We start from the raw sequence: 17227 nt of genomic DNA, 5'->3' as shown, positions 1-17227 counted from the left end.
CTGCCGTTTTTTATTGTCCGACATGTAGTATTTTGTTGTAAAGAGCCCTCATGCAAAGCACACCCCTCGCTAAGAAAACCACTAACAGCTGGCTTGTTAGCAGCTGGGCAATTGCCCTCATCGTCGCTTTGCCAATTTTATCTGTTTTTTACATTGCCCTTTTTCCAGAGGAAAATATCTGGAAGCACTTATACGATACAGTTTTACCTGTTTACATCATCACGACCCTAAAGCTCTTAGCTGGTGTTGGTTTTCTTTCTGTTATTTTGGGCGTAGGCACAGCATGGTTGGTCACTATGTGCCAGTTCCCTGGAAGGCGCTTTTTTGAATGGGCCTTACTGCTTCCGTTTGCGGTACCCGCCTATGTTATCGCCTACGTGTATACGGATATTTTAGAGTATTCGGGCCCTGTTCAAGGCTTTTTACGCGACCTCTTTGGATGGCAAACGCCTCGAGATTATTGGTTTCCAGAAATCCGCTCTTTAGGCGGCGCCATCACTATGCTCACGCTAGTCCTTTACCCGTACATTTATTTAATGTCTCGTGCCGCTTTCCTAGAACAATCTGCTAGCCTAAAAGACGCTAGCCGTTTACTAGGGTGCAGCCCATTACAGAGCTTTTTCCGTATATCACTACCCATTGCACGACCAAGTATCGCCGTTGGACTCTCACTCGTATCCATGGAAACACTCAATGATTTTGGCACGGTAGATTTTTTTGCTGTAAAAAGCCTAAGTGCCGGAATTTTTGATACTTGGTTAAATATGGGGAATTTAGGAGGGGCTGCCCAAATTGCATCATTAATGATGATTTTTGTGGTCTTTCTCATCGTAGGCGAGCGTATGAGTCGCTATAAGCAGCAGCAATTTCATAACCAAGATAGATTTAAAGCGCTGGCCACTTACCCTTTAACTAAAGGCAAAGCAGCATTAGCATTCCTTGCATGTTTTGTTCCTCTGTTAGCCGGTTTTTTAATACCGGTTGGTTTACTCCTTTTTTATTCTCTCAATTATACTAAACAATTTTACACAGAAGACTTTCAAAGCCACGCCCTGCATAGCTTTACGCTGGCAATATCCGCCTCGGTGGCATGCCTTATTATTGCGGTTTTACTCGGCTATGCCCAACGACTAAATCCCAATAAACGATCACTCAAAATAGCCATCAACTTTTCTAGCCTTGGTTATGCTCTCCCTGGAGCCGTCCTTGCGTTAGGCGTGCTTGTACCCCTCGCCCACTTCGATAACAGTGTCGATGCGTTTATGCGCAGTCATTTTGATTACTCAACTGGCTTATTACTTAGCGGAACAGTGTTCGCTGTCATCTTTGCTTATTGCGTTCGCTTTTTAGCAGTATCAGCTGGGGCAGTTAGTAGCTCATTAAACAAAGTAACCCCTTCGATGGATATGGCCTCTCGCTCATTGGGCATGACTCCGATGGGAACATTACTACGTGTGCATTTGCCGCTTATCAAAGGCGGTCTTTTGACATCGCTATTAGTCGTATTTGTGGATTGCATGAAAGAGCTACCAGCCACGTTGATTTTACGGCCGTTTAACTACGATACGCTAGCCACCTTTGTCTACCAATATGCGTCAGATCAGCGCTTAGAGCAGTGCGCCCTTGCTGCACTACTCATCGTGGCCGTTGGGATTGTACCTGTTATTCTACTCAGCCGATCAATTGCCAGCAGTCGAGACATCAAGCCAGCTTAAAGAAACCGCTAACTAAGTAGAATATCAAGTAAATAGAATAGGGGTTTGAGTAGTTACCGAAATCCCCACATGATCACCTGGCTTAAAGTCTAAGCGCTCATGACACGTCGAGGTAATCACACGCCCACTAGGCAGGGCTAGACGAAAACGCACAGTATCCCCCATAAATTCCCGCGACATCACAGTAGCTTCTACGGACGTATCAACAGAAATAATCGGCTTGATTTCGGATGGCCTCACAAACAACTGAATACTCTGCGCTAAAGGACAACTTTGGTTGTTAGCAACAGGTAAGACACCCAGTTCCGTTTCAAAAGCATCCGCTGATACACAACGAGCCTCAAACAATTCCCCCTCACCCACAAAGCGAGCTACGGTTAAGTTTTCGGGGCGGTAATATAAGGACTCTGCGCTACCCCATTGCTGCAGCCTACCTTGCGATAACACGCCAACAGCATCGCTAATCACAAAGGCTTCATCTTGATCATGCGTTACCATAATTGCTGATAAACCCTGCTCTTTTATAATATCTCTCACTTCAACTGATAATGACTTGCGCATCTCAGTATCCAAGTTCGAAAAAGGCTCGTCCATAAGTAACAACGAGGGCTTAGGAGCCAGCGCACGCGCCAAAGCAACACGCTGCTGCTGCCCTCCCGAGAGCTCATGAGGATAACGTTGTGATAAGTCTGGCAAACGTACTAATTTAAGCACTGATTTAACGGCTTCACGGCGTTGACCAGAAGACAGGTTCCGCAACCCAAATCCGATGTTATCGGCAACTGTAAGATGAGGAAATAAGGCATAATCTTGAAACACCATTCCCATGTTACGCTTCTCGGGAGAAAGTGTACGGTTTAAAGCCGAGATAGTCCGACCATTCATAATTATCTGGCCGCCAGAAACATCATTGAAGCCAGCTAGCGCACGAAGGATTGTCGTTTTTCCGCAACCGCTCGGGCCTAGCAAACAAGCTATATCGCCCTCTTCAATCGCAAAGTTAACATCCTCAACAATAGATTGAGTTCCATAAGCACAGGCAAGTGATTCAACCGATAACAAAGACATGTATTACAACCGCATCAGATTTATAACCACATGATAAATAAAAACGATTCTCAGTTGTAGTTATCTATCAACATTTATGAACAAAGTGCTGTATTAGCTTAGTAAAAGGGCTGCCGCTCTTAACGACCTAAAGATGCTCGGTATCGCAGCCAATCAAAACAAGGGCCAGGATCTGTTTTACGTCCCGGTGCAATATCGCTATGGCCAGTAATACGATGCGAATTTATTGACGGATAAGCCTCCTGAATGAGCTTAGTCAGCGAGGTTAAACTCGCATATTGCTCATCAGTAAAGGGGATATAGTCAGTCCCTTCCAGTTCGATTCCAATCGAAAAATCATTGCATGACTCCACGCCATCAAAACAAGAAACACCGGCATGCCAAGCACGATCATTTAAGTTTACAAACTGCGTAACAATACCTGATCGGGCAATCAACAAATGAGCCGAAACCTGCAGGTGTGCTATTTCAGAAAAATAAGGGTGCTCTTGCGCCACCAAGCGATTTTGAAAAAAAGCCTCTACATAGCCGTTTTCAAACTCACCAGGCGGCAAACTGATATTATGTACCACCAATAAATCAATGTTAGTCGCTACCGGACGTTCATTAAAATTAGGAGAAGCGAGCCATCTAGCCCCAACGACTAAACCATTTTCAATGGATGACAACGTCAATGTCTCATCATCAGAATGTTTACTGGTATTATTTATCAATGCTAACTACTCGCGACAGAGCTAATCCGTTAAAATTCCATCATACCAGCAACATGATGCCAGCTTAACGTCTTTAGCACCTTCTCTTTGCTTAGGATCAACCGCTGTGTAAGATTGCTTTCTTCAACCAGCCAGCGATGGAACCTAAGCGGAATATTATGTTATCAATCGACACTTTACGCCCTACTATCGAACAAAACGTGAAAACCGCATTGCAAGAAGATATAGGCGACGGTGACATAACGGCCCGGCTTATCCCCGAAAGCGAACAAGCAACAGCGCGTGTGATCTCACGTGAACATGCGACGATTAGCGGCACCGCATGGGTAGACGAAGTATTCAGACAGGTTGACGCTGGGATGGATATCAGCTGGAACGTAAAAGATGGCGACCAAGTCACGCCTAATCAAGCGTTATTTACCGTTACCGGGTCGGCGCGCTCCATACTGACAGCAGAACGTGCAGCGCTTAACTTTTTACAGACCCTTTCTGGTACAGCCACCGTTAGCCAGCAGTATGCCGATAAAGTCGCGACGACCAAAGTCAAACTATTAGACACCCGTAAAACAATACCGGGTTTACGCCTCGCTCAAAAATATGCAGTTACGTGCGGATCTTGTTACAACCACCGGATTGGCCTCTACGATGCGTTTTTAATTAAAGAAAATCATATTATGGCCTGCGGCGGTATCAAAGCCGCCATAGAAACAGCACAAAAAACCGCGCCTGGTAAACCCGTTGAAATTGAAGTGGAGACGCTAGAGCAGCTCCATGAAGCGCTCGCCGCTGATGCCGATATCATCATGCTGGATAATTTCACTTTAGAGCAAATGCGCGAAGCCGTCGCCATCACCAATGGTAAAGCAAAGCTAGAAGCCTCAGGCAACATTACTGACGAAACCCTAGTTCCTATTGCAGAAACCGGTGTAGATTACATTTCTATTGGTGCACTAACCAAACATTGCCGCGCTGTGGACTTATCTTTACGGCTCATTTAGCAGCAAGGTACAGGTACAGGTACAGGTACAGGTACAGGTACAGGTACACGCGAGCTTTAGAGAACCATCAAAAAAATAAAACTCCGGCCGATAGATAAGCCTTATAACCGCTAATTAAAGCAAAAAGAGCATAAACGTTTAGGCCGGAGCAATTCATGGAGCACGACCCTTTTATAAAAGGACTCAAAGAACGCCTTCCAGATGATCTGAAAGACTCCTTCACCAAAGAGCAGCTAATGGCCTTAAAAGTTGCCTTTGGCGCAAGGCAATGGGGCCAACACCCCTTAGATTTACGCGGCACGTTCAAACTTTGGCGCTGGCGATATTATTTCGTGCTACTCGCTGGCCGAAACCGCCGAGATCTAAGCCGAACCGAACGAAACCTATCTCGTGCCGCAACAGCCGCCTCATTGGCTGTATTTCTTCTCATGTGCACCGTACTAGGTCTGCTTGCTCTGTACCTCATCAAATCGGCTTTGGGGATTAACATATTCCCCAATTTCTCGTTTGGTATCTGGGGTTGGTTTAAAGACACCATGATGTAGCCCTATCACGTTAAAAAGGCGTAATCTCAGACACAAAAAAAGCAGCCTTCGCTGCTCTATATTTATCTTATTATTTACCACTCAAGGTGTAACTAGCTTACTCACACACGGCAAAGCCCAACAAGCTCCACTCATCTTCATTTTGAATTTTAAGCACATCATAAACCTCGATACGCAGCCCTGAAACCGGGAGTTGCTCAGCAATCAATAAATCACACGCCGTTTGTGCGGCAGCGTCACCTGTAGATGAATCTGGAAGAATACCAACGGCTAAGATTTTGCCATCACTCCACCAGACTGGCCGAGCGGGGAAGAGAGAGGCTTTTTGTAATGTTCGTTCTGCAACTTGTTGCTGCTCTTCAGATAAAATTGAGCTGATTGAAGTTACGTAATAGGCAACTGCAACCGAAAGAAGCACTAATATTACAAAAAAAAATCGTTTCATTCGCAAATCTCATTTGTATGAAAAACTTTTCTCCACCTTGTACATATAAAAGGGCGCTCACGCGCCCTTTATTAAAACCTTATCTGCAAGAAGCAGGTAAGTATTTGTCTTCAACATTTGTTGCGTTTGTAGCACCTGAACCAGATGTACAGTCAACTACCAAGCCCGTAGCAGAACCTGTATACAGATATGTAATTCTGTTAGTGCCCGCTGTACCAGTAGAGCCGCCTATATCAGCCAGAGTCATTTCGATAGCCATCGCATCATCCCCTTCACGGGTTACAGCGACTGCACTTACATTAGGCATAGCAGTTAAATTAGTATCTAAGTCTACAATGATGTTATCCGCAACAGCAGGCATAACACCATTAGATGCATAAGATTCGTATAAAGTAGCCTTAGCTGCAGCGGCTGCATTAACAGGCTCTGCTACACGAGCGCGGATTGTGTAGTCCTGATACGCAGGCAATGCAATCGCAGCCAAAATACCAATGATCGCTACCACGATCATTAATTCAATCAATGTAAAACCTTGTTGTTGCTTTTTCATCTAATTTTCTCTCCAACGAGTTGGTCATTTAGAAACGAATGTGGATTTCAAAGCGTCTTCCCTGTTCAGTGGCAGCGCTCGGATTTCATTCTAGCCGAACTTCGCACAATTTCCACTACAAGGATAAGATTGTTTGAAATTTAAGTTTGCGTACATTTTCAAAAGGTTACGCTGGTGCTATTGTGTACATATATGATGAACGCTCAGTGAACATCTAACATTTATTTTTTAAGGAGTGGGCGTGCAGACTCAACAACCCCTTAGTGGTCTTGCTCGGCGCTTAGTGAAAGACGGTATTTTTTCGGCCGAAGTAGCTCGCGACGCCATCGAAAAAGCGCGTGCTGCACAAGTACCCTTTATCAGTCATATTATCGACGAAAGGCTCGTCAGCCCTCACCGTGCGGCCACGGCAGCCTCGGATGAGTTTGGTTTACCCCTCTTTGATTTAAGCTGCGTCAACGCCTCATCAGTGCCACAAGGTCTAGTCAGCGATCAGCTCATCAACAAACATCACGCCATTCCGCTGGCCAAAAAAGAAAATAGAATTTTTGTTGCGCTTTCAGACCCAACCAACATACAGGCACTAGACGAATTCAAGTTCCATACGGGTATCACCACCGAAGGCGTAATTGTAGAAGAAGATAAACTACGCGCTTTTATCGATAGCTTCATGGACAACCAAGGGTCCATGCTGGATGACTTATCCGATAGCGACCTCGATAATCTAGAAGTTGATGAGACCAATCAACAAAAAGAAGAAGAACAAACCAGCGAAGATGCCGCTAAAGATGCACCCATAGTACGTTTTGTAAACAAAATTCTATTGGACTGTATAAAGCGTGGAGCCTCAGATATTCACTTTGAGCCTTATGAAAAGGCCTATCGCATACGTAGCCGTATTGATGGTATTTTGCAAGAAATTGCTCGCCCGCCCAATAACTTATCATCACGTTTGTCCGCTCGTTTAAAAGTTATGTCCCAAATGGACATCTCCGAAAAACGTATGCCTCAGGATGGCCGTATTAAGATGAAGATATCTAAAAATAGAGCCATCGACTTTCGTGTAAACACATTGCCTACTCTTTGGGGTGAGAAGATTGTGCTGCGTATCCTTGACCCATCTAGTGCCAAGATGGGAGTTGATGCGCTCGGTTTTGATCCACAGCAAAAAGAGCTCTACATGGGCACGCTGCACAAGCCACAAGGGATGATCTTGGTTACAGGCCCTACTGGTAGCGGTAAAACAGTATCGCTCTACACTGGCTTGAACATCCTCAATACTGAAGAGCGTAATATATCCACAGCAGAAGACCCAGTTGAGATAAATTTAGAAGGCATTAACCAAGTACATGTGAATGCCAAAGTGGGCCTTACCTTTGCAGAGGCCTTGCGTTCCTTCCTGCGTCAAGACCCGGACGTGGTCATGGTAGGTGAGATTCGAGACTTAGAAACAGCCGAAATTGGTATTAAAGCCGCACAAACAGGCCATATGGTGCTATCCACATTGCACACCAACAGTGCGCCTGAGACACTCACCCGTTTACGCAATATGGGTGTACCGTCTTTTAACATCGCAACATCAGTCAGCTTAATCATTGCTCAACGCCTAGCGAGGCGTTTGTGTGAGTCTTGTAAAGTCCCTTCGAATATACCGAAAACAGCACTCATTGAAGAAGGTTTTTCCGAAGAGCAAATATCTAATCTACAATTATTCGAAGCCTCATCAGAAGGTTGCCCAAAATGCAACAAAGGCTACAAAGGTCGTGTGGGCATCTATGAAATGCTACCTATGTCCCAAGAAATTGCCGAAGTGATTATGAATAACGGAAACTCTTTAGATATTATTCGAGTCGCGAAAACCCAAGGCTTCAGAACATTGCGGCAAACCGGTTTGGATAAAGTTGCCGAAGGCATTACCAGCCTAGAAGAAATGAATCGTGTGATTAAAATTTAAGGATAACTGCCTAGATGGCTAAAAAAGAGAAAAAGCCTGTTAGCTTTAACTGGCAAGGCAAAGATAAAAGCGGCAACGCCAGTAAAGGTAAAATTGATGCCCCTGACGTAGCCACCGCTAAAGCATTGTTACGCAAGCAAGGAATATTGCCCGGTAAAGTAGCCAAACAATCGTCAATTTCTCTTTTTAGCAAGAAGAGCCAACCTATCAAGCCGTTGGATATCGCTCAATTCACAAGACAAATGGCAACCATGATGAAATCCGGTGTCCCACTATTACAGGGGATGGAGATTGTGGCTAATGGAGTAGAAAAAACTAAACTAAAAGACATGATCTATGAGATTCGTAGTTCAGTTAATGGTGGGCAAGACTTCGCCAAGTCTTTGGAAAGCCATCCTAAATATTTTGATGATCTTTTTTGTAGTTTAGTAGAAGCAGGCGAACAATCTGGCGCACTCGAAACCATGCTAGACCGCATCGCCACCTACAAAGAAAAGGTAGAATCACTCAAAGCAAAAATCAAAAAAGCGATGACTTACCCTATCGCGGTTTTAGTCGTCGGTATTATCGTTTCAGTGATTCTACTACTCAAAGTAGTTCCACAGTTTGAAAGCATCTTTTCAAGCTTTGGCGCGGATCTGCCTGTCTTTACGCAAATGGTGCTCAACCTTTCGGATCTTGTTCAAAAATACTGGTTTATAATGCTCTTAGCTGTAATTGTAGCCGGGTACACATTTACCTATTTCAAACGAAAGTCTGTCAAGTTCGCCAACGCTCTCGACCGCTTTGTGTTAAAAATCCCAGTTTTTGGTCCTATTTTGCAAAAGGCCGCTTTAGCCCGTTTCGCTCGCACCCTGTCTACAACATTTGCTGCGGGTGTTCCGCTGGTAAACGCTTTAGACTCTGCTGCTGGGGCTTCCGGTAATGTCGTATATCGCAATGCCATTATCCAAATTCGTAATGGTGTATCTACGGGTCAATCTCTAAATAATGCGGTCACCATGACCGGTGTCTTCCCAAATATGGCGATTCAAATGATTGCAATTGGCGAAGAAGCCGGATCGTTGGATATGATGCTTGATAAGGTCGCTTCTTTTTATGAAGAAGAAGTGGACAATGCGGTAGACAACATATCCAGTTTAATGGAGCCCTTTATTATGGTTGTTTTGGGCACCCTAGTTGGCGGCTTGGTTGTTGCCATGTACCTGCCTATATTCCAGCTGGGTAATGTGGTTTAACCATGACAGAGTTATACTTTTTTTTACAATCTCATATCTGGGCTGCCTTGGGCTTTACGTTTATTTTTGCCCTGTTAGTGGGCAGCTTTCTCAATGTCGTTATTTACAGATTACCGGCAATGATGGAGAGAGAATGGCAAAGCTCTATTGAAGACTATCAACAAGATGCTCAGGAAACACAGGCGCCTGCTCTGGATGAAACTCGCTTTAACCTAGCTACGCCGGCTTCTCGATGCGGACAGTGCAATCATCAAATTCGCTGGTATGAAAATATTCCGCTCATTAGTTACCTCGTGCTACGAGGGAAATGTAGTCAATGCAAAACCCGGATATCTTTACGCTACCCAACTATCGAACTACTGACTGCACTGCTGTCTGTCGCCGTCATATTTGTATTTGGTTTTAATGTAGCCGGCTTAGCAGCTGTTGCATTTACATTTTGCCTAGTCAGCCTTACTTTTATCGACATTGACCACCATCTGCTGCCTGACCGAATTACACTACCGCTGTTATGGTTAGGCTTACTGGTAAATACACAGAATATATTCACGAGCTTAGAGTCTGCTGTGTGGGGAGCGATTTTAGGGTATCTGTCCTTATGGTCTGTTTACTGGGCATTTAAAATTATTACGAAAAAAGAAGGTATGGGGTATGGCGACTTTAAGCTTTTAGCGGCACTAGGCGCTTGGTGTGGAGCTATGGCGCTCCCTCTGATTATTCTGCTTTCTTCAGTTGCTGGTGTAATTATTGCTGTTGTATTGATGGCCACCAAAAAGCACCACTCAGGAAACCCACTCCCTTTTGGCCCTTACTTAGCCATCGCCGGCTGGGTAGCGCTTCTATTTGGACAAAGTATTATAGGAGCCTATCTTGGTAGCTTCTAAGACAAACATCTGTTTAAGTCCGCTATGATAGTGGGCTTGACTGGAGGTATTGGTAGCGGAAAAACCTCAGCTAGCAACCAGTTTATGGCTCTGGGCATTCCCGTCATTGATAGCGATGTTATAGCACGGGAAGTTGTATTACCCGGGATGCCAGCGCTAAGTGCAATAAGTGAGCACTTCGGCACCGCCATAATCCAAGACGACGGCCAGCTAAATAGAGCAGCGTTACGCCAAAAAATATTCCAGGACAACCATGAAAAACAGTGGTTAGAAAGCTTATTGCACCCGTTAATACGTGAACGCACTATCAATCAACTGACAGAAGCAAGTAAAGGTAAGCCCTATATTATTCTGTCCTCCCCACTCTTACTAGAAACCGATCAGCACACCTTGTGTGATGTCATCGTCATCGTTGATCTGTTAGAACAACAACAAGTAGAACGCGCTACACGGCGTGATAAAAACAGTACAGAGCAAATTAAACGTATAATTGCTGCACAAATATCCAGAGAAGAGCGATTAACTAGAGCAGATTATATTCTTGATAATAGTGGGAGCTATGAGCAACTGATTGAGCAAGTAAACAGCTTGGATAAATTATTACGCTCTAAACATCTAAGCTAAATGCTTCTTTATTATAATAAGATTAAAATGAGCTCTTAAACTCTTGGCCGACTTAGTGAACAGTGAACGATGAAAAAAAACATTGAATGCCCGACTTGTGGCGAAGCAAGCGAATACTCCCCAGAAAACCCGAACCGCCCGTTTTGCAGTGAGCGTTGCAAACTGATTGATTTAGGTGAATGGGCAAGCGAGAGTTATCAAATTCCCACTCAACCTAGCCTTGAAGACTACGAAGATTTTAGTACAGGCATGGAATCCGCTCTCAATTCGTCTAAGTCCACAGTGCACTAATAGCTGCAATCCCCTGAGCACCAGACTTTTTCGCCTGCTCTCTATCCTGTGACGACAAGCCCCCTAACATATAGATAGGTAGCGGGTTTTGGCCTGCTAAATCAGCTGCTTTGCCCCACCCAAGAGGGCTCGCCAAAGGATGAGAATTAGTTTTCTGTATCGGTGACAATGTCACAAAATCACAACCCGTCTGCGCCGCTATACCTAGCTCCTCTTGATTATGACAAGAGGCACTTAACCAACGCCCAGTAAATACACTCCGAGACGTTAAGCTCTTTAAACGGAACGAGCTCAAATGAACAGCTGGCGCTTCTAACTGATTCGCCAGATCTAGTGAGCTATTGATTATTAATAACGGAGCTCTTTTCCCCGCCTTGCCGTCATCCATGGAAAATATTCGATCTTGACGAATGCTTTGAAACCATTGAGATAATACCGTGTCACTTAACTGCGGCTGACGAAGCATTACAGCAGACACCTTATGTGTCTGGACTGCTTTTTTAATCCCCAACAAACAACTTTCGAGACTATCGCACTCAGGTGTAATCAATAACACATCCGGTAGTAACACAGCATTTAAAATAGGCCGATTAGCCGCAGGAAACGGATAACTATCAAGATCCTTTTTATCAACCCACGCCGTTTGCTGACCTTCAGCGCCCCACGCCTCACCAGAAAACTCTGTTACATGGTACACATCTAATAAAACTGACTTGTCTGGGTAATGGTAAGGCACTGTGATCAGCGGTTTAGCAGATATAACCGTGATGCCTATCTCTTCCAGCAGCTCGCGCTTCAAAGCTTCTGCTGCTGTTTCACCTAGTTCAACCTTACCGCCCGGAAACTCCCACAAACCACCTTGGTGCTTATCATCTGGGCGTTTGGCTAAAAATACCAAACCGTTTGAATCTTCAATAACAGCGGCTGCAACGTGAACGAGTTTACGGGTCATAAGGCTAATAGGCACTTCTTAGTAAATAAAATTAACGATATTTAGCTACGATAGTCTGCATTGATAGTCACGTATTCATGCGACAAGTCCGTTGTCCACACTGTTTCATTCACGTCACCACGGTTTAACACTATACGAATTAAAATGTTTTCCTGATTCATGACAGCTTGGCCTGCATCCTCAGTGTAAGACGCTGCTCGACCACCATTTTCCACAATGCAAACATCATCAAGATAAATTTTAAGCGTTTCCAAATCAAAGTTTTCGATTCCCGCTCGCCCTACGGCTGCTAAAATGCGCCCCCAGTTGGGATCACTAGCAAACAGAGCCGTCTTAACAAGCGGCGAATGAGCTACCGTGTAAGCGGTTTTAAGCGCTTCTTCTTGTGTTGCTGCTGATTCAACACTAACCGTGACTAACTTTGTTGCCCCTTCTCCATCCTTAACAATGGCCAATGCAATCTCCAGCATGACCTCATTAATTGCCTCGACAAACAGACTCAAAGCTTCCGTATCACTTGAACTAACAATAGCGCCAGACCTGCCAGTAGCAACCAGCATGCATGAATCGTTAGTCGAAGTATCCCCATCAATAGTAATGCGATTAAAAGACTTGTTAGCAGCGTCTGTCAAAATTTCTTGCAGTAGCTGTGGCTCCACAGCCGCATCGGTTCCTATAAAACCTAGCATGGTTGCCATATTTGGCATGATCATGCCGGCACCTTTAGAAATACCGCTGATGGTTACAGTTTGACCATCGATCTCAATTTGTTTAGTAGCCCCTTTAGGACGAGTATCGGTCGTCATGATACCGCTCGCTGCCGCTTCCCATTGGTAAGCTGATAGATTTTCAACAGCCTGAGGGATAGCAGCGGCAATTTTAGCCACAGGAAGAGGCTCACCAATGACCCCCGTCGAAAAAGGCAAAACAGCACTACGCGTAAGCCCTACCTCGGCAGCCAGTAAATCACAGCACTCGTAAGCATCAGCTAGCCCTTGCTTACCGGTTCCCGCATTAGCATTACCCGTATTAATCAAAAAATAACGGACATTGCCCTGAGCAAGATGGTCCTTCGAAATAACAACGGGTGCAGCACAAAAAGCGTTTTTGGTAAACACGCCCGCAACACTCGCATCTTCGCAAACCTCAAATACAACAACATCTTTACGGCCTGGCTTTTTTATACCAGCCGAGGCAACACCAATACGAATACCATCCACTGAATACATACTAGGAAGCGTTGCAGGACCTACAGCCATTTTTTCACCCTCTAAACGAAAAGAAAGGCAGCCCTAAGCTGCCTTCTCTAATAATGTATATACAAAAAAACCGATCAGGCTGCTTTAAAGAGCAACCTGATTGCAATTATTTTATGACAATTTACCGTGACATTGCTTATATTTTTTACCAGAGCCACAAGGGCAAGGATCATTACGGCCCACCTTTGGCGTGTCTCTAACAAATGTATCAACTGATGCGCTTTGTTCATCGGTTGCCACCTGCTCTTGAGACTCATCTTCGTTTAAGCCCGAATCTGATGCGTGCTCATAGCTCATCTCTTGTTGCGAAGCTTGCTCACGACGTTGCTGTTCCATTTCCTCAACTTGCTCAGGCTGCTGCACCTGTACATGGCTAAGTACTTTAATGACATCGCGTTTAATGTTTTCAAGAAGTCCTTGGAACAACTCAAATGCTTCACGCTTATATTCTTGTTTCGGGTTTTTCTGAGCATAACCTCGCAAATGGATACCTTGTCGTAAATGATCCATCGTTTGCAAGTGCTCTTTCCACAGGGTGTCCAACACTTGAAGCATAACTTGCTTTTCAAACATGCGAATAGTTTCACTGCCGGCAAGCGCTTCTTTTTCTGCGTAAACTCCAGCCACTTGATCTTGAATTTTTTGGCGTAACGATTCTTCATGCAATGTGCTGTCTTCGTCTAACCATTGCTGAATAGGCATCGTCATTGCAAACTCAGCTTCCAGTGCTCGTTCGAGTGCTGGAATATCCCATTGCTCTTCCAAACTTTGTGGAGGAATGTGATTACTCACCGTTGTGTTGACGATATCTTCACGAATCGACTGGATCGTTTCAGAGATATCATTAGACGCCATCAACTCATTACGTTGTTCATAAATGATAGTCCGCTGGTCGTTAGCGACATCATCATAATCAAGTAAAGATTTACGAATATCAAAGTTGCGCTGCTCTACTTTACGCTGCGCTTTCTCGATCGCATTAGTTACCATTTTATGCTCAATGGCTTCACCTTGCTCCATCCCTAAAGCCTGCATAAAACCACGAACACGATCAGAAGCGAAAATACGCATCAAATCATCTTCTAGCGATAAGAAGAATCGAGAAGCACCAGGGTCACCTTGACGACCAGCACGCCCTCGCAACTGATTATCGATACGACGCGACTCATGGCGTTCTGTACCAATAATATAAAGGCCGCCCGCCTCAAGCACTTGATTATGACGTTTTTCCCAATCAGCACGCGCAGCAGCGACTTTCTCATCGGTTGCATCTTGGATTTGCTCAAGCTCTAGCTCTAACTTACCACCCAACTGAATGTCAGTACCACGACCGGCCATATTCGTAGCAATTGTTACTGCGCCGGGGCAACCAGCATTTGCAATAATGCTAGCTTCGCGTTCGTGGTTCTTCGCGTTTAACACATTATGCGGGATATTAGCTTTTGTCAGGTATTGAGATATTAATTCAGAAGACTCTACCGAAGCAGTACCGACTAAGACCGGCTGTTTACGCTCTTGGCTTTCGCGTATTTCCTTAATGATGGCCTCATACTTTTCCTGCATGGTTAAGTAAATTAGGTCATTATAATCTTTACGGGCAATATCACGGTTAGTTGGGATAACGATTACATCTAGGCCATAAATTTGACGCAATTCAACCGCTTCCGTATCGGCTGTACCCGTCATGCCCGACAAATTGTTATATAAGCGGAAATAGTTCTGGAACGTCGTAGAGGCTAATGTTTGGCTCTCTAACTGAATCTCGACATTTTCTTTCGCTTCTACAGCTTGATGAAGGCCTTCAGACCAGCGACGGCCAGGCATTATACGGCCAGTGTGCTCATCCACGATAACAACTTGGTTATCTTGCACAATGTAGTCTTTATCACGTTGGAACAAATAATGCGCTCGCAAACCCGCCAATACATGATGAAGCATATTCAGGTTATGAGGTGCATATAGACTTTCACCTTCCTCTAATAACCCTTCTTTATTTAGCATTTCCTCAATTAACTGATGGCCTGCTTCTGTTAACTCGATGGTACGGTTTTTCTCATCAACAACAAAATGCTCATTAATTTCTTGATCCGCATCTTTCGGATCGATCTCACCATCAAATCGTTTTAAATGAGGAATCAAGGTATTGATTCGCTTGTACATAGCCGAGCTATCTTCTGCCGGGCCGGAAATGATTAATGGTGTACGCGCTTCATCAATTAAAATGGAGTCAACTTCATCAACTACCGCAAAATTGAAGTCTCGTTGAACCTTCTCATCCAGGCTAAACGCCATGTTATCGCGCAAGTAATCAAAACCAAATTCGTTATTTGTGCCGTAAGTGATATCCGCGGCATAAGCGGCGCGTTTCTCTTCAGGTTGCTGACGAGACAAAACAACCCCAACGCTCATGCCCAAGAATTCATAAAGTGGGCGCATCCATTCAGCATCACGGCTAGCGAGGTAATCGTTAACAGTAACAACATGCACCCCTTTGCCAGATAGCGCATTCAAATAGACAGCCAGTGTTGCCACTAACGTTTTACCTTCACCTGTGCGCATTTCAGCAACGCCGCCATTGTGCAGCGTCATGCCACCGATTAGCTGTACATCGAAGTGTCTGAGCCCTAACGTGCGTTTAGAAGCCTCACGAGCCACAGCAAAGGCCTCATTTAAGATATCATCCAGCGTTGCACCTGCTGCGAGACGTTCTTTAAACTCATGAGTTTTAGCTTGAAGATCGGTATCTGATAGCGAGCTGATCTCATCTTCCAGAGCATTGATAAGCTTAACCTGCTTACCCATACGTTTTAGTTCACGATCGTTTTTACTTCCGAAGATTTTTTTTACTAGTGAGGTCAGCATGCTTAAGTGTCTTTCCGTCTTTCCAGAAGCTGTATGCAACTGCGCAATTGGTTGAAGGTCTATAATATCTTTATATGGGCTGTATTGAGAATCCCAAGAGCTTAACAGATTCTTTTTACAGTGCTATTTCGCCCGGATATGAAAATGCCGGGCTAGCCCGGCATTTTAAGATGATCTATCTTAGATAGCGAGCGCTGGTTGCTGATAAGCAACAGGAGCCGTGTCTAGAGATTCTTCTCCTTCAAAAGTCACAACTTCATACGCGTCTGGCGTATTCAGCAACTCTCTAAGGAGCATGTTATTCATATAATGGCCTGATTTATGGCCATAGTACTCACCGATTAAGCTTTTACCCAGCAAATACAAATCACCAACGGCATCTAATACCTTGTGTTTTACAAATTCATCATCATAACGCAGGCCGTCATCGTTTAGGATTTTATAATCATCAACAACGATCGCATTTTCTAAGCTTCCGCCTAAAGCGAGATTTTGAGAACGTAAATATTCAAAGTCATTCATAAAGCCGAATGTACGAGCCCGGCTTATCTCGCGAATAAAAGAAGTGGTAGAGAACTCTAAGGCCGTCTCTTTGTTGCGCCCTTCAAATGCAGGGTGCTCAAATTCGATTTTAAAACCAACTTTAAAACCATCATAAGGTTTGAATGTTGCGCTTTTACCTTCAGACTCGAACGTGACTTCTTTTTTAATGCGGATAAACTTTTTAGGCGCATCTTGTTCTTCAATGCCAGCAGACTGCACTAAAAAAACAAAAGGTGCTGCACTGCCGTCCATGATAGGCACTTCTTCAGCACTCAATTCAACCACAGCATTATCAATACCAAGACCTGCCAACGCAGACATCAAGTGCTCGACGGTAGCAACGCGCACATCACCCTCACCCAAGTTAGTCGATAAAGTCGTGCTCACTACATTAGTAGCAAAGCCTTCGATATCCACAGCTGGGGTTAAGTCAGTGCGTCGAAATGTAATACCCGTATCGATAGGAGCAGGTTTTAATGTCAAATAGACTTTTTGACCAGTATGCAGGCCAATACCTGTCGCCTTAATGCTGTTTTTAAGGGTACGTTGCTTAATCATTTGTCCGCCACATAAAATTCGTAAAAAT

Annotated in this window: 16 protein-coding genes; 8 read left to right on the top strand and 8 right to left on the bottom strand. The window is 44.5% G+C overall.

The features are described 5' to 3' along the window. The first annotated feature begins 50 nt into the window (after positions 1-50). Positions 51-1715 carry an ABC transporter permease gene (locus tag BS617_RS03655; RefSeq protein ID WP_075171544.1) on the top strand — a complete coding sequence of 555 codons (1665 nt, stop codon included), beginning with the start codon at positions 51-53 and terminating at the stop codon, positions 1713-1715. A gap of 24 nt (positions 1716-1739) precedes the next feature. Here the strand turns inward: BS617_RS03655 and BS617_RS03650 are convergent, their stop codons facing one another. Next, the gene (locus BS617_RS03650; protein WP_075171543.1) at positions 1740-2783 is read right to left on the bottom strand and encodes an ABC transporter ATP-binding protein; all 1044 of its coding nucleotides are present in this window, start codon (positions 2781-2783) and stop codon (positions 1740-1742) included. Between the two features lie 119 nt (positions 2784-2902). After that, positions 2903-3496, bottom strand: coding sequence for a 1,6-anhydro-N-acetylmuramyl-L-alanine amidase AmpD (gene ampD, locus BS617_RS03645; RefSeq protein WP_428977872.1), 594 nt, complete (start codon positions 3494-3496; stop codon positions 2903-2905). 158 nt (positions 3497-3654) lie between these two features. Here ampD and nadC point away from each other — a divergent pair, with 158 nt between their 5' ends. After that, entirely contained in the window at positions 3655-4494 is an 840-nt protein-coding gene (gene nadC, locus BS617_RS03640) for a carboxylating nicotinate-nucleotide diphosphorylase (RefSeq protein WP_075171542.1), read from the top strand. 155 nt (positions 4495-4649) lie between these two features. Then, positions 4650-5039 (top strand): 3-phosphoshikimate 1-carboxyvinyltransferase, encoded by a 390-nt coding sequence (locus BS617_RS03635; RefSeq protein ID WP_075171541.1) that lies wholly within the window; start codon positions 4650-4652, stop codon positions 5037-5039. A 97-nt stretch (positions 5040-5136) separates the two neighbouring features. Here BS617_RS03635 and BS617_RS03630 read toward each other — a convergent pair whose 3' ends face one another. Together BS617_RS03630 and BS617_RS18465 are read right to left on the bottom strand one after the other, a co-directional pair. Continuing rightward, on the bottom strand, positions 5137-5484 hold the full coding sequence (locus BS617_RS03630) for a hypothetical protein (protein WP_075171540.1): 348 nt from the start codon (positions 5482-5484) through the stop codon (positions 5137-5139). 79 nt (positions 5485-5563) lie between these two features. Beyond that, the gene (locus tag BS617_RS18465; RefSeq protein ID WP_075171539.1) at positions 5564-6034 is read right to left on the bottom strand and encodes a pilin; all 471 of its coding nucleotides are present in this window, start codon (positions 6032-6034) and stop codon (positions 5564-5566) included. 235 nt (positions 6035-6269) lie between these two features. Here BS617_RS18465 and pilB point away from each other — a divergent pair, with 235 nt between their 5' ends. The 5 genes from pilB (at position 6270) to BS617_RS03600 (ending at position 11025) form a co-directional block, all read left to right on the top strand. Next, entirely contained in the window at positions 6270-7988 is a 1719-nt protein-coding gene (gene pilB / locus BS617_RS03620) for a type IV-A pilus assembly ATPase PilB (RefSeq protein WP_428977871.1), read from the top strand. A 14-nt stretch (positions 7989-8002) separates the two neighbouring features. Beyond that, complete coding sequence (locus BS617_RS03615; RefSeq protein ID WP_075171537.1) at positions 8003-9226, top strand: type II secretion system F family protein; 1224 nt, start codon at positions 8003-8005, stop codon at positions 9224-9226. Positions 9227-9228: 2 nt separating this feature from the next. Continuing rightward, positions 9229-10110, top strand: a complete 882-nt coding sequence (locus BS617_RS03610) for a prepilin peptidase (RefSeq protein ID WP_075171536.1) — start codon at positions 9229-9231, stop codon at positions 10108-10110. 24 nt (positions 10111-10134) lie between these two features. After that, on the top strand, positions 10135-10734 hold the full coding sequence (gene coaE, locus BS617_RS03605) for a dephospho-CoA kinase (protein WP_075171535.1): 600 nt from the start codon (positions 10135-10137) through the stop codon (positions 10732-10734). Positions 10735-10803: 69 nt separating this feature from the next. Then, positions 10804-11025, top strand: a complete 222-nt coding sequence (locus tag BS617_RS03600) for a DNA gyrase inhibitor YacG (protein ID WP_075171534.1) — start codon at positions 10804-10806, stop codon at positions 11023-11025. On the opposite strand, the gene BS617_RS03595 is transcribed toward BS617_RS03600, so the two are convergent. The 4 genes from BS617_RS03595 to lpxC all read right to left on the bottom strand — a co-directional run bounded on the left by BS617_RS03595 (position 11006) and on the right by lpxC (position 17199). Further along, entirely contained in the window at positions 11006-11977 is a 972-nt protein-coding gene (locus BS617_RS03595) for a Nudix family hydrolase (RefSeq protein WP_075171533.1), read from the bottom strand. The two genes, BS617_RS03600 and BS617_RS03595, sit on opposite strands and share 20 nt — an antisense overlap. Before the next feature lie 41 nt (positions 11978-12018). Next, positions 12019-13236, bottom strand: coding sequence for a bifunctional glutamate N-acetyltransferase/amino-acid acetyltransferase ArgJ (gene argJ, locus BS617_RS03590; protein ID WP_075171532.1), 1218 nt, complete (start codon positions 13234-13236; stop codon positions 12019-12021). Between the two features lie 111 nt (positions 13237-13347). Then, positions 13348-16098 carry a preprotein translocase subunit SecA gene (gene secA / locus BS617_RS03585; RefSeq protein WP_075171531.1) on the bottom strand — a complete coding sequence of 917 codons (2751 nt, stop codon included), beginning with the start codon at positions 16096-16098 and terminating at the stop codon, positions 13348-13350. A gap of 180 nt (positions 16099-16278) precedes the next feature. Continuing rightward, positions 16279-17199, bottom strand: coding sequence for a UDP-3-O-acyl-N-acetylglucosamine deacetylase (lpxC, locus tag BS617_RS03580; protein ID WP_075171530.1), 921 nt, complete (start codon positions 17197-17199; stop codon positions 16279-16281). Positions 17200-17227: the final 28 nt, after the last annotated feature.

Origin of the sequence: Neptunomonas phycophila (assembly GCF_001922575.1) — a bacterium.
Taxonomy (GTDB): Bacteria; Pseudomonadota; Gammaproteobacteria; order Pseudomonadales; family Balneatricaceae; genus Neptunomonas; species Neptunomonas phycophila.
The sequence above is the reverse complement of the archived record's forward strand: the minus strand, read 5'-3'. Positions and strand labels throughout refer to the sequence as shown.